This is a genomic window from Enterobacter sp. JS8-1 (assembly GCF_049187015.1).
In the GTDB taxonomy this organism is placed as follows: domain Bacteria; phylum Pseudomonadota; class Gammaproteobacteria; order Enterobacterales; family Enterobacteriaceae; genus Enterobacter; species Enterobacter mori.
Window position 1 is genome coordinate 1,388,053 of record NZ_CP185805.1, and the last position, 20,370, is coordinate 1,408,422.

18 protein-coding genes are annotated in these 20,370 nt (G+C 55.5%); 5 read left to right on the forward strand and 13 right to left on the reverse strand.

Annotated elements, in window-relative coordinates; genetic code table 11:
* Window positions 1–55 precede the first annotated feature (55 nt).
* The 4 genes from fur to ybfF form a co-directional block, all read right to left on the reverse strand.
* On the reverse strand, window positions 56–502 hold the full coding sequence (fur, locus tag ACOQH0_RS06530; RefSeq protein WP_010428651.1) for a ferric iron uptake transcriptional regulator: 447 nt from the start codon (window positions 500–502) through the stop codon (window positions 56–58).
* Window positions 503–793: 291 nt separating this feature from the next.
* A complete protein-coding gene (gene fldA / locus ACOQH0_RS06535; RefSeq protein WP_003858653.1) occupies window positions 794–1,324 on the reverse strand; it encodes a flavodoxin FldA in 531 nt (176 codons plus the stop codon).
* A gap of 155 nt (window positions 1,325–1,479) precedes the next feature.
* Window positions 1,480–1,767 carry a LexA regulated protein gene (ybfE, locus tag ACOQH0_RS06540; protein ID WP_010428654.1) on the reverse strand — a complete coding sequence of 96 codons (288 nt, stop codon included), beginning with the start codon at window positions 1,765–1,767 and terminating at the stop codon, window positions 1,480–1,482.
* Window positions 1,768–1,895: 128 nt separating this feature from the next.
* On the reverse strand, window positions 1,896–2,669 hold the full coding sequence (gene ybfF / locus ACOQH0_RS06545) for an esterase (protein ID WP_100165283.1): 774 nt from the start codon (window positions 2,667–2,669) through the stop codon (window positions 1,896–1,898).
* Window positions 2,670–2,852: 183 nt separating this feature from the next.
* On the opposite strand from ybfF, the gene seqA reads away from it, so the two are divergent.
* Together seqA and pgm are read left to right on the forward strand one after the other, a co-directional pair.
* On the forward strand, window positions 2,853–3,401 hold the full coding sequence (gene seqA, locus ACOQH0_RS06550) for a replication initiation negative regulator SeqA (RefSeq protein ID WP_010428659.1): 549 nt from the start codon (window positions 2,853–2,855) through the stop codon (window positions 3,399–3,401).
* Between the two features lie 24 nt (window positions 3,402–3,425).
* Window positions 3,426–5,066 carry a phosphoglucomutase (alpha-D-glucose-1,6-bisphosphate-dependent) gene (gene pgm / locus ACOQH0_RS06555; protein ID WP_421511816.1) on the forward strand — a complete coding sequence of 547 codons (1,641 nt, stop codon included), beginning with the start codon at window positions 3,426–3,428 and terminating at the stop codon, window positions 5,064–5,066.
* A gap of 89 nt (window positions 5,067–5,155) precedes the next feature.
* On the opposite strand, the gene potE is transcribed toward pgm, so the two are convergent.
* The 9 genes from potE to kdpF form a co-directional block, all read right to left on the reverse strand.
* A complete protein-coding gene (gene potE / locus ACOQH0_RS06560) occupies window positions 5,156–6,469 on the reverse strand; it encodes a putrescine-ornithine antiporter (protein ID WP_256459920.1) in 1,314 nt (437 codons plus the stop codon).
* Window positions 6,466–8,664 carry an ornithine decarboxylase SpeF gene (speF, locus tag ACOQH0_RS06565; protein WP_421511817.1) on the reverse strand — a complete coding sequence of 733 codons (2,199 nt, stop codon included), beginning with the start codon at window positions 8,662–8,664 and terminating at the stop codon, window positions 6,466–6,468. The genes potE and speF overlap by 4 nt, the downstream gene beginning before the upstream one ends.
* A 254-nt stretch (window positions 8,665–8,918) precedes the next feature.
* A complete protein-coding gene (speFL, locus tag ACOQH0_RS06570; RefSeq protein ID WP_003858645.1) occupies window positions 8,919–9,023 on the reverse strand; it encodes a leader peptide SpeFL in 105 nt (34 codons plus the stop codon).
* A 278-nt stretch (window positions 9,024–9,301) separates the two neighbouring features.
* On the reverse strand, window positions 9,302–9,979 hold the full coding sequence (gene kdpE, locus ACOQH0_RS06575) for a two-component system response regulator KdpE (protein ID WP_218307881.1): 678 nt from the start codon (window positions 9,977–9,979) through the stop codon (window positions 9,302–9,304).
* The gene (gene kdpD, locus ACOQH0_RS06580; RefSeq protein ID WP_348556282.1) at window positions 9,976–12,663 is read right to left on the reverse strand and encodes a two-component system sensor histidine kinase KdpD; all 2,688 of its coding nucleotides are present in this window, start codon (window positions 12,661–12,663) and stop codon (window positions 9,976–9,978) included. Before kdpD ends, kdpE begins: the two co-directional genes overlap by 4 nt.
* Window positions 12,664–13,239 carry a potassium-transporting ATPase subunit KdpC gene (kdpC, locus tag ACOQH0_RS06585; RefSeq protein ID WP_100165279.1) on the reverse strand — a complete coding sequence of 192 codons (576 nt, stop codon included), beginning with the start codon at window positions 13,237–13,239 and terminating at the stop codon, window positions 12,664–12,666.
* Between the two features lie 12 nt (window positions 13,240–13,251).
* Window positions 13,252–15,300, reverse strand: a complete 2,049-nt coding sequence (gene kdpB, locus ACOQH0_RS06590) for a potassium-transporting ATPase subunit KdpB (RefSeq protein ID WP_420984867.1) — start codon at window positions 15,298–15,300, stop codon at window positions 13,252–13,254.
* 18 nt (window positions 15,301–15,318) lie between these two features.
* Window positions 15,319–16,998 (reverse strand): potassium-transporting ATPase subunit KdpA, encoded by a 1,680-nt coding sequence (gene kdpA, locus ACOQH0_RS06595; RefSeq protein ID WP_212474200.1) that lies wholly within the window; start codon window positions 16,996–16,998, stop codon window positions 15,319–15,321.
* A complete protein-coding gene (gene kdpF / locus ACOQH0_RS06600; RefSeq protein WP_014069365.1) occupies window positions 16,998–17,087 on the reverse strand; it encodes a K(+)-transporting ATPase subunit F in 90 nt (29 codons plus the stop codon). Before kdpF ends, kdpA begins: the two co-directional genes overlap by 1 nt.
* 309 nt (window positions 17,088–17,396) lie before the next feature.
* On the opposite strand from kdpF, the gene ACOQH0_RS06605 reads away from it, so the two are divergent.
* From ACOQH0_RS06605 to ACOQH0_RS06615, 3 genes are all read left to right on the forward strand, one after another.
* Window positions 17,397–17,603: a YbfA family protein gene (locus ACOQH0_RS06605; protein ID WP_003858637.1), complete on the forward strand. Its 207-nt coding sequence runs from the start codon at window positions 17,397–17,399 to the stop codon at window positions 17,601–17,603.
* 598 nt (window positions 17,604–18,201) lie between these two features.
* Window positions 18,202–19,614, forward strand: a complete 1,413-nt coding sequence (phrB, locus tag ACOQH0_RS06610; RefSeq protein ID WP_421511818.1) for a deoxyribodipyrimidine photo-lyase — start codon at window positions 18,202–18,204, stop codon at window positions 19,612–19,614.
* Window positions 19,615–19,624: 10 nt separating this feature from the next.
* Window positions 19,625–20,368, forward strand: a complete 744-nt coding sequence (locus ACOQH0_RS06615) for a type 2 GTP cyclohydrolase I (protein WP_010428682.1) — start codon at window positions 19,625–19,627, stop codon at window positions 20,366–20,368.
* The last annotated feature ends 2 nt before the right edge of the window (window positions 20,369–20,370 follow it).

A 20,370-nucleotide genomic window follows, 5' to 3' on the forward strand; every position in this document is an offset into this window, starting at 1 on the left:
AAAACAGGCAAAAAAAAAGCCAACCTTACGGCTGGCTCAGAGTATAAACACGATATTATTTTGCGTCGTGCGCGTGGTCGTCTTCACGGCAATCGCCTTCAGCACAGTGACCATACAGGTACAGGCTGTGGTTGGTCAGGCGAATACCGTGACGTGCGGCGATTTCACGCTGGCGTGATTCGATGGAATCATCGCTGAATTCAATAACCTTGCCACAATCGAGGCAGATCAGGTGATCGTGATGGTGCTGCTGGGTCAGCTCGAAAACGGATTTGCCGCCTTCGAAGTTATGACGGGTAACAATGCCCGCGTCATCGAACTGGTTCAGCACACGATACACGGTTGCCAGCCCAATCTCTTCACCCATGTCGATAAGACGTTTGTAGAGGTCTTCCGCACTGACATGGTGATTGTCTGGCCCCTGAAGCACTTCAAGGATTTTTAACCGAGGAAGCGTTACTTTCAGGCCAGCCTTCTTTAATGCGGTATTGTTGTCAGTCATGCGGAATCTGTCCTGTTGCTAAACGATTCACTTCTAATGAAGAAGTGACAGAAAATGCACTTGGGATAATGCGTCTCATTATAGAACTGCCATGGCTAAATGAAAACTGCAAGTCTCAAGCAAAGTATGCTTATAAAAACGTGGTATCACCAACAAACTTGTTCGATGGCATCCACTTTTTACCAGGGGGATATTGTACAGGTCTGAACGAAAAAGTTAAAAGTTTGTAGCAATTAATTTAATCGGTTTTACCTGGTAAGCGGGCGCAACCGGAGTTGCGCCACCGGGAAATCAGGCGTTAAGAATGTCGTCGAGGTTCAGTTCTTCGCGAACCTGCTTAACCCATTTCTCAACGCGTTCAGCGGTCAGTTCCGGCTGACGGTCTTCGTCAATGGCCAGGCCGACAAAGTGGTCGTCGTCTGCCAGGCCTTTAGAGGCTTCAAAGTGGTAACCCGCCGTTGGCCAGTGGCCCACAATAGCAGCACCGCGCGGTTCAATGATGTCGCGGATGGTGCCCAGTGCGTCACAGAAGTATTCTGCGTAGTCTTCCTGGTCGCCACAACCGAACAGCGCGACCAGCTTACCGTTGAAGTCAACTTCTTCCAGGGTTGGGAAGAAATCGTCCCAGTCACACTGCGCTTCGCCGTAGTACCAGGTCGGGATACCCAGCAGCAGGATGTCATAGCCTTCGAGATCTTCTTTGCTGCTCTTGGCGATGTCGTGCACATCGGCAACGTCTTTACCGAGCTGTTTTTGAATGTTTTTTGCGATATTTTCGGTATTGCCGGTATCACTGCCAAAGAAAATGCCGATGATTGCCATGAGTAAAATAACCTCTTGAAACTTAATGGTATGGTGGCGCAATTTGTCCACGGATAAGGGCAATAATAGCAGAACAGGCAACCCTGCGGAAACAGCTATCGCGCAGGACTGCACTCTGTGCTACATGAAAAGGGTCATAAAGGGGATTTTCAGACTTATGCCTTGCTGCGCAATGTCTCAAGTTGGGTGATTAACATCTCTTCAATCAGTTCGCTGCGGCTGATGTTACGCGCCTCGGCCAGCTCATTTAGTGCATCGACAGCATCGGCGTTCAGCTTCAGTTCGACACGCTTAAGCCCACGATTTTTATCGCGTTTAAGCTGGTTGCGTTTATTGATACGCAGCTGTTCATCGCGCGAGAGCGGATTCGTTTTCGGTCGTCCCGGTCGACGCTCATTCGCGAACAGATCTAGTGTCGTACGGTCCGTTTGTTCTTTGGCCATGATTCTGAGACTTCGGGGGAAATACGCCGCCCTGCTAATGCCCGGGCGATAAGCGCGCCATCATACATCACCGAAAACGGCACGCCAACGACTGGAAGCCCACAACCTTCCAGTCGCTCTCTTTTTAATCAATTTGCAGTATCAGAGAGATAGCGACGAATGGCGCGCAGCACGGCGTCCGGTTTTTCGGCGTGAACCCAGTGCCCGGCACCGGCGATCACATGGGCGCGAGCCTGCGGGAATTGGGCCAGCAGCGTGTCGCGGTAGGCATCGGTAACGTAAGGCGAGTTTCCGCCGCGAATAAAGAGGGTAGGGTGTGGCCACGCGGGGACGTTTTCCCAGCCCACGATGTTGTTGTATTGCTCCCAGAGCACCGGCACGTTAAAACGCCATTGCCCGTCGACAAACGACTTCAGCAGGAACTGCACGACGCCTTCTTCATCCAGATGCTCACGCATTACGGCGGCGGCCTGTTGGCGTGTTGCGACGCCCGCTTCTGTGACCGCATTAATAGCGGCGAAAATCTCATCGTGACGGCGGACGTTGTAATCCACAGGCGCGACGTCAATGACAACCAGCCCGTTGATACGCTCTGGCGCAAGCGCCGTCAGGGCCATCACCGCTTTGCCACCCATGGAATGCCCGATCAGCGTTACCTTCTGCAGGTTATGTGCATCCAGCGTATCCAGCAGATCCTGCGCCATCGCCGCGTAGGTCATCTCGTCGGAACGCCCGGAAAGACCGTGATTGCGCATATCAACCTGTAAAATATCGTGGTCGGAAACCAGATCGCGCGCCAGCACGCCCAGGTTATCGAGGCTACCAAACAGCCCGTGAACCAGTACGATGGGAGAATTATTGTTCGGCGATTGTGCAGATTGCGCTCGGGTATTCAATTTCATGGCAAAGTTCTTTTTTTACGTATGTCAGGTTAGGGTATCATGTTGACCATTCTGCCGCCCGGCTGCAAGGATCCAGTTTAATCTGACTTTTGCCGCCTGCCGGGTTTGACGCTATCCGCTGTTGGGATTTGACCTTATAATCCCAACGACTTGTATTCAGATAAGATATCGCACTGGATTAAGATGAAAACAATCGAAGTTGATGACGAACTCTATCAGTTTATTGCCAGCCAGACGCGGCATATCGGGGAGAGCGCGTCCGACATTTTACGGCGTATGCTTAAAATTTCCGCCGCCTCACAGCCTGCTACCCCTGTCACAAAAGATGTCGTGTCTCAGCCGAGCGTTGTTGCACAAGCAAAACCTGCCGTGATACCGGCAAAAGATAAAGTGCGCGCAGTACGTGAACTGCTGCTGTCTGATGAATACGCAGAGCAGAAAAAGGCGGTTAACCGCTTTATGCTGGTGCTGTCTACACTTCATTCACTGGATAACAAAGCGTTTGCTGAAGCGACCGAGTCGCTCCACGGTCGCACCCGTGTCTATTTCGCGGGCGACGAACAGACGCTGTTACAAAATGGCAATCAAACCAAACCTAAACATGTCCCTGGCACACCGTACTGGGTCATCACCAATACCAATACGGGCCGCAAGTGCAGCATGGTTGAACACATCATGCAGTCCATGCAGTTCCCGGCGGAATTGATTGAAAAGGTTTGCGGTACAATTTAACCCTTGCATCAAAAGGACCAGGCAATGGCAAATCACAGCCGTGCAGGCCAACCTGCACAACAAAGCGATTTGATTAACGTCGCTCAACTGACCGCGCAGTATTACGTGCTGAAGCCGGTCGTGGGCAACGCAGAACACGCAGTGAAGTTCGGCACATCTGGTCACCGCGGTAGTGCGGCGCGCCATAGCTTTAACGAACCGCACATTCTGGCCATTGCCCAGGCCATCGCGGAAGAGCGCGCCAAAAATGGTGTTACCGGTCCATGCTACGTGGGGAAAGATACTCATGCCCTGTCTGAACCGGCGTTTATTTCCGTACTGGAAGTGCTGGCAGCGAACGGTGTGGATGTGATTGTTCAGGAGAACAACGGTTTCACGCCAACGCCTGCGGTCTCTAACGCAATCCTCGTACACAACAAAAAAGGTGGCGCACAGGCTGACGGTATCGTCATTACGCCATCTCATAACCCGCCAGACGACGGTGGCATTAAATACAACCCGCCTAACGGTGGCCCGGCAGACACCAACGTCACCAAAGTGGTGGAAGACCGTGCGAATGCCCTGTTAGCCGACGATCTGAAAGGCGTTAAACGTATCACTCTGGATGCCGCCATGGCGTCCGGTCATGTGAAAGAGCAGGATCTGGTTCAGCCATTCGTGGAAGGGCTGGCGGATATCGTCGATATGGCGGCCATCCAGAAAGCCGGTCTGAAGCTGGGCGTGGATCCGCTGGGCGGCTCCGGTATTGAATACTGGAAGCGCATTGCAGAGCATTACAAGCTGGATCTGACCATCGTGAACGATCATGTCGATCAGACCTTCCGCTTTATGCACCTCGATAAAGACGGCGCGATCCGCATGGACTGCTCCTCCGAGTGCGCGATGGCGGGCCTGCTGGCGCTGCGTGATAAATTCGACCTGGCGTTTGCTAACGACCCGGACTATGACCGTCACGGTATCGTCACCCCTGCCGGGCTGATGAACCCAAACCACTATCTGGCCGTTGCAATTAACTACCTGTTCCAGCATCGCCCGCAGTGGGGCAAAGAGGTGGCTGTTGGTAAAACGCTGGTCTCCTCTGCGATGATCGACCGCGTGGTCGAGGCGCTGGGCCGCAGGCTGGTGGAAGTGCCGGTGGGCTTCAAGTGGTTCGTTGACGGTCTGCACGACGGCAGCTTCGGCTTCGGCGGTGAAGAGAGCGCGGGCGCGTCCTTCCTGCGCTTCGACGGCACGCCGTGGTCAACTGACAAAGACGGCATCATCATGTGCCTGCTGGCGGCGGAAATCACCGCGGTCACCGGTAAGAACCCGCAGGAACATTACAACGCGCTGGCGGAACGTTTTGGTGCGCCAAGCTATAACCGCATTCAGGCTGGCGCGACCTCTGCTCAGAAAGCCGCTCTGTCCAAACTCTCTCCGGAGATGGTCAGCGCAAGCACCCTGGCGGGCGATCCGATCACCGCGCGTCTGACGGCGGCGCCGGGCAACGGTGCGTCTATTGGTGGTCTGAAAGTGATGACCGAAAACGGCTGGTTCGCTGCGCGTCCATCCGGTACGGAAGATGCGTACAAAATCTATTGCGAAAGCTTCCTCGGCGCTGAGCACCGTCAGCAGATTGAGAAAGAAGCGGTAGAGATTGTCAGCGAAGTGCTGAAAAACGCGTAAGTGCGGTTTGTGTGCCGGGCGGCACTGCGTTTGCCCGGCCTGCAACAGCGATCGTAGGCCCGGTAAGCGCTAGCGCCACCGGGCTTTTTTTAACTATGCTTATTCTTCAATTCAAACCGCGGTGACACCAAACCGTACAGCGTCCAGCCCATAAAGGTCACCATCGCGCCATACAGCATCGCTTCCTGGCCGGATGAGTAGAGCGCATAGAAGCTGTAGATTGCCCCAATCAGCGCCACGATATTGGCCGCTCGCGCCTTGCGTGGATCCACCTTCGCGACTTTCTGAATAATCACCAGCGCCGCCATCGACAGAATGTACGGAATGATATTTGTCACAACCGCCAGGTTGACCAGTACGTTGAACTGGCTGTTCAGCGATGGGCTAATGGTCATCAGCGACAATCCGCTCTGGAAGATGACAATCGCCAGCATGCCCTGCACTGGCGCATCGGCCTTGCTTACGCGGGAGAAGATTTTCGGGAAGTAACCTTCATCTGCGGAGGATTTAAACACCTGCGCAATGGTGAACTGCCAGCCGAGAAGGGAACCGCAGCAGGACATCACCATCAGACCCATAATCACTTTCCCGACTTCCGGCGTGAACATCTGCGCGAAAGCCAGCCCGAACGGCGCCGTGGAGTTTGCCAGATCCATATTCGGTACGATGCCCGCAATCACGTTAGTCGAGACGATATAGATCACCGCCGCGCCCAGCGTGCCGCCGAGGACCGCAATCGGCACGTTCTTTTCCGGATCCTCTACCACTTCCGCGTTCGCGCAGGCGGATTCCAGACCGAGGAAGGCCCACAGCGTCATGGCGATGGATGACCCAACAGCGGTAAAGAACGGCACGTGGTGCGGGTTCCAGGAGTTGGCGTACAGCGTCGGGCTAAACCAGAACCAGCCGATGATGCACAGACCGACTACCGGGATAATCACGCCCCAGACGGTGATGCTGCTGAGCTGTCCGGTGATGCGCGCGCCGCCAAAGTTGGCGACGGTGCAGATCCACAAAACTCCGATGGTCGCCAGCCCTATTTGTACGGGGCTGAGCGTCGCGCCAAACAGCTCCGTACCGTAACCCACCGCGGAGATGGCAATCGCCACGTTGGCGATCAGCAGCGACACCCCGTAGGTATAGTTGGCCATAAAGTTGCCCGACTTGCCAAAGGCGTATTCGGCATAGCCGCCCATGCCACCAGACTTACGGCTGAACATCCCGCACTTGGCAAACGCCCACGCCAGCGCCATTGAGCCGACTGCCGTTACCAGCCAGGAGATAATCGAAATGGTCCCCACTTCTGCGAGCTTGGTGGGCAACATGATAATCCCGGATCCCATCATGTTGACCATGGTGAGTATGGTGAGTTGCACCACGCCCATCTTATTGGACTTGCTCATAATTTTTCTCCTTTCAGCAGAGATGGCTGAGCGGCGGATTGTTTAATGACATAGCAGCGAACCTGTTTTCGACCGTCACACTCCTCGACGTACACGCCCTGCAGCTCCGGCGCGAAGCCCGGCAGAAGGTTGATGCCTTCTTCCAGCGCGGCAAAATAGCGCAGTACGGAACCGCCCCAGACTTCACCCGGCACAACGCACAGCACCCCCGGTGGATAAGGAAGTGCACCTTCAGCGGCGATACGGCCTTCTGCGTCACGCAGTGAAACCAGCTCCACCTCTCCGCGCAGATAGGCATAGTTCGCCTCTTGCGGGTTCATCATGACGCGCGGGAAGTGAGACTTGCGGAACATCTCTTTCTGCAGCTGTTTCACGTTGTGGCGGGCGTACAGGTCATGCATTTCCTGACAGATCTGGCGCAGGGTGTAACCGGCGTAACGCTCCGGATGTTGTTTGTAGAGAGAAGGCAGGACCTCTTTTAGCGGAACATCACTCTCGAGCAGTTTTTCGAAGCGAACCAGTTGAGCAACCAGCTGCTGCAGTTTGCCCATGTCCTCCGCAGGCGTGAGCAGGAACAGGATCGAGTTGAGATCGCATTTCTCCGGCACGATGCCGTTTTCACGCAGGAAGTTGGCGAGGATAGTGGCGGGCACGCCGAAGTCCTCATATTCCCCGGTGCGGGCGTTGATGCCCGGCGTGGTCAGCAGCAGCTTGCACGGGTCGATAAAATACTGGTGCTCAGCGTAGTCCTCAAAGGCGTGCCAGCGTTCACCCGGCACGAAGTGGAAGAAGCGCAGATCGGTCGCAATGTCCGCCGTGTCCCAGCTTTCCCAGGGACGGCCATCCACCGTCTCCGGCACGAACGGGCGCAGATACTGACAGTTCTCCAGGATCAGCTTGCGTGCCTCGATACCGTTCACCACGCAGTCCATCCACATGTTGCGGCCGCTCTGGCCTTCATGCATACGGGCGTTGATGTCCAGTGCGGCAAACAGCGGATAGAACGGGCTGGTGGAAGCGTGCATCATAAAGGCATTATTCAGCCGCTTATGCGGGACATAGCGTTGTTGCCCTTTGATATGGCTGTCTTTCTTGTGGATTTGCGAAGTCTGCGAGAAGCCTGCCTGCTGTTTGTGCACGGACTGAGTGACCAGGATCCCCGGATCGTTTTCGTTCAGCTCCAGCAGCAGCGGAGAGCAGTCGGCCATCATCGGAATAAACTGCTCGTAGCCCACCCAGGCAGAGTCAAACAGGATGTAATCACACAGGTGCCCAATCTTATCCACCACCTGACGGGCGTTATAGATGGTGCCATCGTAGGTACCCAGCTGGATCACCGCCAGACGGAACGGACGCGCATCGCGTGCACGGCCAGGCGCCACCTCTGCCACCAGCTCACGTAGATAATTTTCTTCAAAGCAGTGGGCGTCAATGCCGCCAATAAAGCCGTACGGGTTGCGTGCGGTTTCCAGATAGACCGGCGTTGCGCCAGCCTGGAGGAGGGCTCCGTGATGGTTAGATTTGTGGTTGTTACGGTCGAACAGCACCAGGTCGCCCGGCGTGAGCAGGGCGTTTAGCACCACTTTGTTGGATGACGACGTGCCATTCAGCACGAAGTAGGTCTTATCGGCATTAAAGACTTTTGCCGCATGCTGTTGGGCGATGCACGGCGCACCTTCATGAATGAGCAGATCGCCCATTGCGACGTCAGCGTTACACAGATCGGAGCGGAAAAGCGTCTCACCAAAGAAGTCGACAAACTGATTACCGGCTGGATGACGGCGGAAGAACTGTCCTCCCTGATGCCCTGGGCAGTCGAACGCGCTGTTGCCCTGTTTAACGTAATCGACCAGGGCGCGGAAGAACGGTGGACGAAGCTGGGTTTCGTACTTCAGTGCAGCCGCTTCCAGCTGGCGTCCATAAAAATCGTTGCTGGTGTCTGAATACTCAAATAAGCCATGAATGCGCGATAAATAGTCTGCCGGGATGAATTCTTCTTTGTGCGTCGCGACAAAAACAGGAATGCCAAAACCGGTGGCTTCTATTTCGTCCAGAATACCGCTGGCAATATCCGTGACTGCCAGAACAATGGCGGCAACATCAATATAATCAGAAGCGCGGACATCCACCAGTTCACGCTGGGTAGTAAAGCAATCCGGACATGCACGGCTGGCTGCGATTTTTAAACTTTTCATCTTTCTCTCTTTATTTTAGGTAATAAGCGTCCCTCGATTTCTTGCAAGAAAGAAATCGATATTTTTCCGGAAAAAAAGCAAAGGGTGACCGCTGATTAAAATCAGTAAATTGCTTTTTTGATGATTGAAATTCAGTCCGCCCGGTGCGGATGAGTCTGAATCAAGATGAATGAGCGCACGAGATCACAGGCAGTGGCCTGTAAAATAAGGTGTTTCAGGATGACCTGTAAGCGAGTGCGCCAGAAGTCGAAGGACTACCGGGCATTAAAGAGATGAAAGTCAAAGCAGTTTCGGTGGGCAAACATCATGATATGTGTTGTCCGCCTTATATGGGGCATTAAACGATTGTTGTTTTCCATGTTTCATTTTCCTTTCAGTAATTGAAAGCATGGTCATTTTATCCAGGAAATGGCGTTTAACTGTGAAGGAGATCACCGTTGACCGATCATTTCACAAATAATTAGTCGTTTTTGATGAATAACGCAGATCAAAATGCTGTTTTGTTGATGATGTGTTAATGTTGTGTTTGCTTGGTGTTTTTATTGCGCGGAAATAATCCGTAAAACAACGACTGGATTATTTTTATGTCTATTTTGGAAGGTGGTTTTCTTTATTTGAAATTAATTTGAATAGTTATTCAAATCATAAACCGATAACCGATACCGGTTTCAGTTAATAAATGGCGAGGGCGCGCGGGGTCAACTTCGAGTTTTTGACGAAGGTGTCCCATATAAATGCGTAAATAGTGACTATGCTCGACGGCATTGGGTCCCCAGACCTGGCTTAACAGCTGGCGCTGAGTCAGCACCTTGCCATGATTGTTGAGCAAAACGGCAAGCAGACGAAACTCGATAGGCGTGAGGTGGATCTCTTCTTCTGCCCGGGTGATGCGCCGGGCGGCAAGATCGACCTGAATGTCACCGAAGGTATACACCGGGTCGGAAGGCGTCGTTGCACTATGACGACGCAATGCGACGCGAAGCCGGGCCTGCAACTCACCAATACCAAAGGGCTTGATAAGATAGTCGTCTGCACCTGCATCCAGCGCGGCGATTTTATCCGCTTCTTCCGTTCGCGCAGAAAGCACCAGAATCGGCATTTGGCTCCACTGACGAACCTCACGGATAAAATCGATGCCATCCCCATCCGGTAGCCCCAAATCGAGGATCGCCAGGTCAGGTTTGCGCGTTGCGGCCTCAATTAACCCCCGTTGAAGCGTACCGGCCTCATGAACGCGCAGGCCGTCGGCTTCCAGCGCGGTGCGCAGAAAACGGCTTATGGCGAGCTCATCTTCAACAATCAGGACGTTAATCACAAATCCTCTGGTAATTCATCAAGTTCTGGTGGGGTATCAAGTGGAAGTGTAACACAAAAATGTGCGCCGCCTTCCGGACGGTGCTCTGCCGAAATGGTGCCGCCATGCACGTCAATAATCGCTTCGCAAATAGCGAGACCCAGCCCAACGCCGGGGATCGCAGATTCCTTATTACCGCGCGAAAATTTTTCGAAAATGGCCTTTTCCTGCCCGACCGGAATACCCGGCCCGGTATCCCAGACTTCCAGCTGCAGCGTTTGTGCGTTCACCGTGGCATTAATGCCAATCTGTGCTTTCGCCCCCGCATATTTAGCGGCATTTTCGAGCAGGTTAATCAACACACGCTCGAACAGGGGGCCATCAACGTGAATTAGCGTCAGGGGTTCAGGCATGTTCAATGCGATATGGCGACCGCCCAAGCCGGGCTCCAGCATTTTCAGCGAGCTCCCGACGACCTCTTCCAGCGTGAGCCACTCTTTTTTGAGGTTAAACCCGCCAGACTGGATGCGCGCCATATCCAGCAGGTTATTCACCAGCCGCGTAGTATTCAGCACATGCTGACGGATTTCGCTGGCCTGCATCGCATGTTTTGAACCTTCTGCAGCCAGGTCCAGTGTCAGGATCTCCGACTGACCAAACAGCACGGTGAGTGGAGTGCGTAGATCGTGAGAGAGCGCCGCCAGTAATGAATTTCGGATGCTTTCGCGCTCGCTTGCCAGCCGCGCCTGCTCTTCGCTGGCGGTGAGTGCCAGCCGTTCGAGCGCGCTGGCGACCAGTAGGGTGAAGGTTTCCAGTAAACGTTGCTGTTCGGGGATCATCAGCTGGCGCAGGTTGGTTGGCTCAACGATAACCAGCCCCTGATTTTTATCCGCACTGCGTAGCGGCAGGATCTGATAAGGCACGCCTGGCAAAGTGTCCGTTCCTGCGCCTGCGGGCAGCCCTTTATCAAAACTCCAGCGCGCGATGGCTTCATCCCAGGGCGTCATGCCGGAGGCGGAGGTGAGCGGACGAAGGGTGCCATGCTCGTCCGGGAGCAAGATAAGATTACTGGCGTTAAACGTAGAACGAATAAATTGCTCGCTGGTCTGGACAATATCCAGCGGCGTGCGGCCGACTGCCAGCGATTTGGACATCTCATAGAGATGGCGCGTACGCTGCTCGCGATAGCGTGCAATACGCGCCTGATAGCGAACGCCCGCCGTCAGGTTACCAATAACCAGCCCGACGGTGAGCATCACGCCAAAGGTGAGAATGTACTGCACGTCGGACACGGCAAGCGTTCCGCGCGGGGCAATGAAGAAAAGATCGAAGCTGACAACGTTGATGACCGTCGCCAGCACGGACGGCCAGCGTCCGTAGAAGAGCGCCACCACCACCACGCCAAGCAGGTAAATCATCACCAGGTTGGCGGCGTCAAAGGCGATCAGCCACTGGCTGGCAATCACGGTAATCAGGGCGCAGAGCACGACGGCGACAAGGCAGCCGCGGATCTGGATCCGCCATTTATCACCAAAGGCGCGGGCATCCGGCGCACGGTTGGGCAGGGGCGTGGGCTTGTCATCCAGCGCCACGATCACCAGATCCAGGTCCGGCGCGCGGCGGGCCAGCTTATCGGCGAAGGATTCACGGCTGAACCAGCGGCGGTGCTGGCGACGACCAATGACAATTTTTCCCAGGTTATGCTCGCGCGCGTAGCGCAGGATGGCTTTATCTTCCTGAGGATCGGAAAGGGTGGCGGTTTCGGCACCCAGCTCCTGCGCCAGCCGTAGCGAGCTGAGGATGGCGCGACGCTGATGTTCCGGCAGAGCATGCAGCTGTGGCGTTTCGACATACACCGCATGCCAGACGCTGCCAAATTTCGCCGCAAGCCGCGCGGCGGTGCGGATCAGTTTCTCATTGCCGCTACCGTGCCCGATGCACAGCAGAATGGCGTCGCGGGTGTGCCAGACGCGTTCTTGCCCCTGCAGGTCGCGCCAGGCGCGCATCTGGTCATCAACGCGGTCGGCGGTACGGCGCAGGGCCAGCTCGCGCAGGGCAATCAGGTTGCCTTTGCGAAAGAAATGTTCGATGGCGCGTTCGGCCTGACCGGCAATGTAGACTTTGCCCTCGTGCAGGCGCTGGCGCAGGTCGTCCGGCGGCAGATCGACCAGCACCACCTCATCGGCGGAGTCAAAGAAGGGATCGGGCACTGTCTCTCGCACCTGAATGCCGGTAACGCCGCTCACCACGTCGTTCAGGCTCTCCAGATGCTGGACGTTAACGGTGGTGAACACGTCGATGCCAGCTTCCAGCAGCTCTTCCACGTCCTGCCAGCGTTTCGGATGACGCGAGCCTGGCGCATTGCTGTGTGCCAGTTCGTCCATCAGGATAAGTGCAGGGCGGCGGGCGAGGGCGGCATCGAGATCGAACTCCGTGACCAGCCGTCCACGATGGCTAATACGTCGTGGCGGCTGTGTGGCAAGTCCTTTTAACAGCGCCGCTGTCTCTTTACGGCCATGGGTTTCCACCACGCCGATGAGAATATCGAGCCCCTGCGCCCGAAGCCGCTGAGCTTCCGTCAGCATGGCAAAGGTTTTCCCGACGCCTGCGCAGGCGCCAAAGAAAATTTTCAATTTGCCGCGATGGGCTTCAGCCGTCTGTTCTAGCAGCCTGTCCGGATCCGGGCGCATGGGCTCGTCGGTCATTTAGTTTTTCCTTAGCGCATCCAGCGCCAGATTCAGCTCAACAATATTCACTACCGGCATGCCGATGAAGCTGACCAGCGGCTTTTGCGTATGCTCAGCGACCAGCTGGCTCACCTGTTCAATGGTCAACTGACGGGCCGCAGCGACGCGCGGAATTTGCCATGCCACCGCCTGTGGCGTCAGGCTGTAGTCCAGCCCGCTGGCTGAGGTGGTGACCAGCTCTACGGGAACGTCACGGCTGGCCTGCGGGTTGGCGGCGCGCAGGGCGGCAACGCGTTCTGCAACGGCTTTATCCAGCTCCGGGTTGCTGCCCGCCAGGTTACTGCCTCCGGATGCCATCGGATTATACGGGCTTTCCGCGGTGGCGGAAGGGCGGCCCTGGAAGTAACGGGCATCCGTAAAGTTCTGACCAATCAGCCGTGAACCGCGGGATTCTCCGTTCTGGATAATCTGTGAGCCGTTAGCCTGCTCGGCAAACCACCACTGACCCAGCGCGGTGGTCACCAGCGGGTAAAGCCCGCCGGTAATAAGAGACAGCAGAATAAATAACAGTATAGCGGGACGTAACATCGTCATTTGATTCACCTTTTAGACCAGCCCGAACAGCGTCAGGAGCACGTCGATAACCTTAATACCAATAAAGGGCACAACCAGCCCGCCCAGACCATAAATCCACAGGTTGCGGCGCAGCATGGCGGCCGCCGTCAGCGGCTTATAGCTCACCCCTTTCAACGCCAGCGGAATAAGAAAGACAATGATCAGGGCGTTAAAGATAACCGCACTGAGAATGGCCGATGCCGGGGAGTGCAGGTGCATCACGTTCAGCGCATTCAACTGTGGATAGGTTGCCGCAAACGCCGCCGGAATGATGGCGAAATACTTCGCCACGTCGTTGGCGATGCTGAACGTGGTCAGTGAACCCCGCGTCATCAGCATCTGTTTCCCGATGTGCACTACCTCAATCAGCTTGGTTGGGTTAGAGTCGAGGTCAACCATGTTGCCCGCCTCTTTTGCCGCCTGCGTGCCGGAATTCATTGCCACCGCCACGTCGGCCTGCGCCAGGGCAGGGGCATCGTTGGTGCCGTCCCCGGTCATCGCGACCAGACGGCCTTCCGCCTGATACTGGCGGATCAGCGCCAGCTTCGCTTCCGGCGTCGCTTCAGAAAGAAAATCATCCACGCCCGCTTCGGCGGCAATGGCGGCAGCGGTCAGGCGGTTATCCCCGGTGATCATCACCGTTTTGATGCCCATTTTGCGCAGTTGAGCAAAACGCTCCTTGATGCCGCCCTTAACGATATCCTTCAGGGCAATCACACCCAGCACGTTCGCGCCTTCCGCCACCACCAGCGGCGTGGCTCCCTGTCGGGCGACGCTTTCGACCAGTTTGTCTACTTCAGGCGGGAAGTGACCGTTGTTGGCTTCGATATGGCGACGGATGGCGTCAACGGAGCCTTTACGTATCATTCGGTCCTGAATGTTAATCCCACTCATGCGGGTCTGCGCGGTGAAGGGGACGAAAGTGGCATGCAGGCTTTGCACGTCACGCTGGCGCAGGTTGAAACGCTGCTTAGCCAGAATCACGATGCTGCGACCTTCCGGCGTTTCATCGGCCAGAGAGGAGAGCTGTGCGGCATCCGCGAGCGTTTTTTCATCCACGCCCGGTGCGGGCAGGAAATCAGAGGCCTGGCGGTTGCCGAGGGTGATGGTCCCGGTTTTATCCAGCAGCAGTACGTCGACGTCACCGGCGGCTTCAACGGCGCGTCCGCTGGTGGCGATGACGTTCGCGCCCAGCATACGGCTCATCCCGGCGACACCGATAGCGGACAGCAATCCGCCAATGGTGGTTGGGATCAGACATACCAGCAGCGCCACCAGTACGGTGATGCTGACCGCCGTGCCGCCATAGGCGGAGAACGGCCACAGCGTCGCGGTTGCCAGCAGGAAAACGATAGTCAGGGCGACCAGCAGAATGGTCAGGGCAATCTCGTTCGGCGTTTTGCGACGCTGCGCGCCCTCCACCATGGCGATCATCCGGTCAAGGAATGTTTCGCCCGGGTTAACGCTGCACTGGATCACCAGCCAGTCGGAGAGAATGCGCGTCCCGCCCGTCACGGAGGCGAAGTCACCGCCAGACTCACGAATAACCGGCGCGGATTCCCCGGTAATGGCGCTTTCGTCCACCGATGCGCCGCCTTCAATGACTTCCCCGTCGCACGGGATGATGTCACCGGCCTCGACCAGTACCACGTCGCCTTTACGCAGTTCATCTGCCGGAACGTGGTCCATCTGCGCGCCGTGTTTAGGTTCACGTAATTTGCGCGCGAAGGCGGTTTTTTTGACCCCTTTCAGGCTGTTAGCCTGTGCTTTACTGCGCCCTTCCGCCAGCGCTTCTGCGAAGTTGGCAAACAGCACGGTAAACCACAGCCACAGGCTGATGGCACCGGTAAAGGCTGCATTACCCGGAAGATGCCCCGTACCCATCGCAACTGCCAGCGCGGTGGTGAGTAAACTCCCTATCCAGACGATAAACATCACCGGGTTGTGCCACTGCACGCGTGGGCTCAGTTTTTTCACCGCATCCATGAGGGCCTGACGAACTAACGTCGGTTCGAGCAGGGCCAGTTGTTTACGACTCATGACAAATTCTCCGCAAAATCAGCGTAAAGAGAGGGTTTCCGCGACCGGGCCTAACGCGAGGGCGGGGATAAAGGTCAGGGCACCGACCAGCAGCACGGTGCCAATCAGCAGGCCGATAAACAGCGCGCCGTGTGTCGGTAGCGTACCGGTGGTGGTCGGTTGGATTTTTTTGCTCACCAGCGCTCCCGCGATCGCCATTACTGGCACAATCACGCCGAAACGCCCCACGAACATGCAAAACGCCAGCAGACAGTTCCAGAACGGTGAGTTAGCGCTTAAGCCTGCAAAGGCGCTACCGTTGTTGTTGGCGGCAGACGAGACGGCGTAAAGCACTTCGCTAAAACCGTGAATGCCTGGGTTAAAGATGCCGCTGCGTCCGGCGTCGGTCATCAGCGCCAGCGCGGTGCCGATCAGAACGAGGGCAGGGGTGACCAGAATCGCCAGGGCGGTTAATTTCATCTCGCGGACGTCGATTTTTTTGCCCAGATATTCCGGAGTACGGCCAATCATCAAACCGGCGATGAATACGGCGAGCAGAACGAACAGCAGCATGCCGTACAGCCCAGAGCCGACGCCGCCAAAGACCACTTCGCCAATTTGCATAAGCCACATTGGGATCATGCCGCCGAGTGCGGTAAAGGAGTCGTGCATGGCGTTAACCGCCCCGCACGACGCCGCCGTGGTGACCACCGCATACAGGCTGCTGGCGAGAATGCCAAAGCGGCTCTCTTTGCCTTCCATATTGATGTTGCTGTTGGCACCCAACTGCATGAAGTGGCTGTTACCGTTCCATTCGGCCCACATCACCAGCGCCACGCAAACCACGAAGATTAGCGACATTGCCCACAGCAGGGTGCGCCCCTGGCGGCGATCGTTAACCACATCACCAAAGGCAAAACACAGCGCGGCGGGGATCAGGAAGATCGCCAGCATTTGCACCATGTTGGTCAGCGCCGTTGGGTTTTCAAAGGGATGCGATGAGTTGGCATTGAAGAACCCGCCGCCGTTAGTGCCAAGCATTTTAATTGCTTCCTGCGAGGCCACTGGCCCCATCGGCAGGAGTTCTTTTGCGCCTTCCAGTGAGGTGTAAGGGGCATAAGGCAGCACGTTTTGCAGGGATCCTTGCTGGATAAAGAACAGGGCAATCAACAGTGCCACAGGCACCAGCACCCACAGGGTTATGCGCGTCAGATCGACCCAGGCATTGCCCAACGTGCCAATGTTCTGACGGGCAAATGCACGCGTCAGGGCGAAGATCACCGCTATCCCGCTTGCCGCAGAGAGGAAGTTTTGCACGGTTAAGCCAGCCATCTGACTGAAATAGCTGAGCGTGGTTTCACCGGCATAGGATTGCCAGTTCGTGTTGGTCACAAAGCTCACTGCTGTGTTCAGCGCCAGATGCCAGGACAGGCCCGGCAGCTGCTGCGGGTTAAGCGGCAGGCTCCCCTGCAGCATCAGCATGGCGAAGAGAACAACCAGCCCGACGATGTTTAGCAGCAAAATGGCCATCAGATACTGACGCCAGTTCATCTCCCGATCGTCTATTCCCAGTACCCGCCAGATCCCTTTTTCAATGCTTCCCGTGCCCGGTAAGGCTACGTTGTTGATCAGCCTTGCCAGTCCTGTTCCCAATGGCCTGGCCAGTACGAACAACACCAGTAAAAAGCTGGCGATAAGCAAAAACGCCTGAGCAGCCATCAGAATGCCTCCGCATTAATCAGGGCGTAGACCAGATAACCCAATAACAGGAACACCAGCACAATGCCGGCAATCAAACCTGCACTCACAATCCACCTCCGGGTGACATTTGTATTTGTGCTAAAGGTAGGATTTACGGCGCAAAGATTTCGCAAAAATCAGGCGGGAGGGTGTAAAAAAAGTATAAAAATGGAGATACCCACAATTTAACCATTGATAAGTAAATCGTTAACTTTTTTGTAACTTAATTACGGCGTGAATGTAAATATTCACTAAATGGATAAAAATAAGTGGTCGGATGAGTAGTAAAATTACAAACAAAGCGATATTATTTTAGCCAGGTCACAGATTTTGAATTTTCCGGATGACGTTTCCGGCCAACTATAGGGGAGAAAAATATGGATCTTTATAAAGAGTTTCCGGCTCATATCATTTTCATGCGTCGCACTTTCGCCGTAGTGGCTGGCGTGCTGGCACTGCCGGTAATGCTGTTCTGGAAAGATCGTGCACGTTTTTATAGCTATCTGCACCGCGTCTGGGCGAAAACCAGCGAGAAGCCGGTGTGGATGGATCAGGCCGAGAAAGCGACCTGCGATTTCTACTGATACGAAGACTACACACAGCAATAAAAAAACCGCCTACAGCAATGTGGCGGTTTTTTTGTCCCTCGGGATTCGCGGTCCGTTGGGTGGTCTTGCAGCCCCTACCCGGGATTTTTATCATACCCTCCTGCAAGCAGATGGCAATCCCTCAAAGCCTTTATAAAATCCTAATTTTATTTGAGTATCTTACCTTTGCCGCGGATGTTAATTATGATGCTGCGTCCCTTTCCGCCATCTCGCAAATGGGCATCGGTCCTGGGAAAGGTGTATTCACAACCGTAAAGCAGCCCGCCTACCCGGGCTTGTGTCCACCGACTTATCACCGGTGGTGAACGGTGGAGCGGTTAGCTGCAGGGACCGCATAATGAAACGCTATTTTTGCATCGCGTTCATTGTCGCCAGCGCACTCGTTGTGAAAAGTGATGAACCGACCGTGTTTATTGCATTTACCACGATAGCGCAGGACAAGTAGCGTTAAGGCCGCCTCGGGCGGCCTTTTTTATTTCATCCCGTCTACACTTCATGGCAAAGTAGTTCAATGCATGCTTTTTCCTTTTACGGCATGCCCTTACGGACATAATGGACAATTGCCTGGAGTTTTATGCCCACCCATCTGGTTTGGTTTCGCGCGGACCTGCGCGTACATGACAATATCGCCCTTGCGGCAGCCTGCCGCGCCAAAGACGCTAACGTACTGGCACTGTTTATGGCTACGCCCGAGCAGTGGCGGCAGCACGATATGGCCCCCCGACAGGCGGCCTTGCTCCGGGCGTATCTGAACGATCTGCAGCACTCGCTTGCCGGAAAAGGCATACCGCTTCTCTATAAAGATGTGAGTGATTTTGCCGCGCAGCTCCAGACGCTGCAGGAGATCTGTGAGCAACATGACGTCAGGCATCTTTTTTATAACTACCAGTATGAATTCAACGAGCAGCAGCGGGATCGTCAGTTGGAGAACGTGCTGGAAGGGGTCGTCTGTGAAGGGTTTGACGACAGCGTGATGCTGGCACCGGGCAGCGTGATGACCGGCAACCACGAGATGTATAAAGTTTTTACGCCGTTTAAAAACGCCTTTATCAAACGCCTGAAGGAGGCGTTGCCGGAGTGCGTTGCTGCGCCTGCCGCGCGGGGCGAGCCCGTGACGGATTTGCCAAAGCTGACGTTTGATTACCCTCAGCAGGCGTTTGATGAAACGCTGTTTCCCGCCGATGAGAAAGCGGCTATTGCCCAACTCCGGCAGTTCTGTAAACAGAATGCGGCTGATTACGAAGCGCGTCGGGATTTCCCCGCCGTTGAAGGTACCAGCCGTCTGTCGGCCTGTCTCGCGCTGGGTGCGATCTCTCCCCGCCAGTGTTTGCATCGCCTGCTGGCAGAACAGCCGCAGGCGCTGGACGGTGGCGCAGGGGCTGTCTGGCTCAATGAACTTATCTGGCGCGAGTTCTATCGCCACCTGATGACGTATCACCCTGATTTATGTAAACATCGCCCATTCATTAAATGGACTGATAATGTAAGGTGGCAGTCGAATGATAAGCAGCTCAGAGCCTGGCAATGCGGACAGACGGGCTTCCCCATTGTCGATGCCGCCATGCGTCAGCTCAATGCAACCGGATGGATGCACAACCGCCTGCGGATGATTACCGCCAGCTTTCTGGTGAAAGATCTGCTTATCGACTGGCGTATCGGAGAGCGCTATTTTATTTCTCAGCTGATCGATGGCGATCTCGCGGCGAATAACGGTGGCTGGCAGTGGGCGGCCTCCACCGGCACCGATGCGGCTCCCTATTTTCGGATTTTTAATCCGACGACGCAGGGACAAAAATTTGATGCGGACGGCGAGTTTATCCGCCAGTGGGTACCTGAACTTAACGTTGTCCCCGCGAAAGCGATCCACGACCCATGGGCATGGGCGGATAAACAGGGCGTAAAGCTCGATTATCCCCGTCCGGTTGTCGACCACAAACAGGCACGCGTCGCCACGCTGGCGGCGTACGAAGCCGCGCGCAAAGTATGAGAGAGTGATGATGAAAAACAGCGAACTGGAAAGCCTGATTAACGAAAAACTGAACAGCACCTCCTTCAGCGACTACGGCCCGAACGGCCTGCAGGTGGAAGGGCGTGAAACGGTGCAGAAAATTATCACCGGCGTGACGGCAAGCCAGGCGCTGCTGGATGAAGCCGTGCGTCAGGAAGCCGATGCGGTCATCGTTCACCACGGTTATTTCTGGAAGAACGAATCCCCCATTATTCGCGGTATGAAGCGCAACCGCCTGAAAACATTGCTGGCAAATGACATCAACCTGTACGGTTATCACCTGCCGCTGGATGCGCACCCGGAACTGGGTAACAACGTGCAGTTAGCGCAATTGCTGGGTATTACCGTGATGGGGGAAATCGAACCGCTGGTGCCGTGGGGCGAACTGGCGATGCCGGTTCCGGGTCTCGAGCTGGCGTCGTGGATCGAAGCGCGCCTCGGACGTCGTCCGCTGTGGTGTGGCGACACGGGACCCGATACCGTGAAGCGTGTGGCCTGGTGCACCGGGGGCGGGCAGGGCTTTATCGATAGCGCCGCGCGTTTCGGCGTTGATGCCTTTATCACGGGGGAAGTGTCTGAGCAGACGGTTCACTCCGCCCGCGAGCAAGGGCTCCATTTTTACGCGGCAGGTCACCATGCAACGGAACGAGGCGGCATTCGCGCCCTCAGCGAGTGGCTGACGGAAAATACCGATCTGGATGTGACCTTTATTGATATTCCCAATCCGGCCTGATG

Bases quoted from the DNA above. Each gene is read 5' to 3' on its own strand.
- kdpD (WP_348556282.1), bottom strand. From the start codon at position 12,663: ATGACCGACGAGCCCATGCGCCCGGATCCGGACAGGCTGCTAGAACAG.
- ACOQH0_RS06615 (WP_010428682.1), top strand. From the start codon at position 19,625: ATGAAAAACAGCGAACTGGAAAGCCTGATTAACGAAAAACTGAACAGC.
- seqA (WP_010428659.1), top strand. From the start codon at position 2,853: ATGAAAACAATCGAAGTTGATGACGAACTCTATCAGTTTATTGCCAGC.
- ybfE (WP_010428654.1), bottom strand. From the start codon at position 1,767: ATGGCCAAAGAACAAACGGACCGTACGACACTAGATCTGTTCGCGAAT.
- fur (WP_010428651.1), bottom strand. From the start codon at position 502: ATGACTGACAACAATACCGCATTAAAGAAGGCTGGCCTGAAAGTAACG.
- fldA (WP_003858653.1), bottom strand. From the start codon at position 1,324: ATGGCAATCATCGGCATTTTCTTTGGCAGTGATACCGGCAATACCGAA.
- speF (WP_421511817.1), bottom strand. From the start codon at position 8,664: ATGAAAAGTTTAAAAATCGCAGCCAGCCGTGCATGTCCGGATTGCTTT.
- kdpC (WP_100165279.1), bottom strand. From the start codon at position 13,239: ATGACGATGTTACGTCCCGCTATACTGTTATTTATTCTGCTGTCTCTT.
- kdpB (WP_420984867.1), bottom strand. From the start codon at position 15,300: ATGAGTCGTAAACAACTGGCCCTGCTCGAACCGACGTTAGTTCGTCAG.
- speFL (WP_003858645.1), bottom strand. From the start codon at position 9,023: ATGGAAAACAACAATCGTTTAATGCCCCATATAAGGCGGACAACACAT.
- pgm (WP_421511816.1), top strand. From the start codon at position 3,426: ATGGCAAATCACAGCCGTGCAGGCCAACCTGCACAACAAAGCGATTTG.
- potE (WP_256459920.1), bottom strand. From the start codon at position 6,469: ATGAGCAAGTCCAATAAGATGGGCGTGGTGCAACTCACCATACTCACC.
- kdpA (WP_212474200.1), bottom strand. From the start codon at position 16,998: ATGGCTGCTCAGGCGTTTTTGCTTATCGCCAGCTTTTTACTGGTGTTG.
- phrB (WP_421511818.1), top strand. From the start codon at position 18,202: ATGCCCACCCATCTGGTTTGGTTTCGCGCGGACCTGCGCGTACATGAC.
- ACOQH0_RS06605 (WP_003858637.1), top strand. From the start codon at position 17,397: ATGGATCTTTATAAAGAGTTTCCGGCTCATATCATTTTCATGCGTCGC.
- ybfF (WP_100165283.1), bottom strand. From the start codon at position 2,669: ATGAAATTGAATACCCGAGCGCAATCTGCACAATCGCCGAACAATAAT.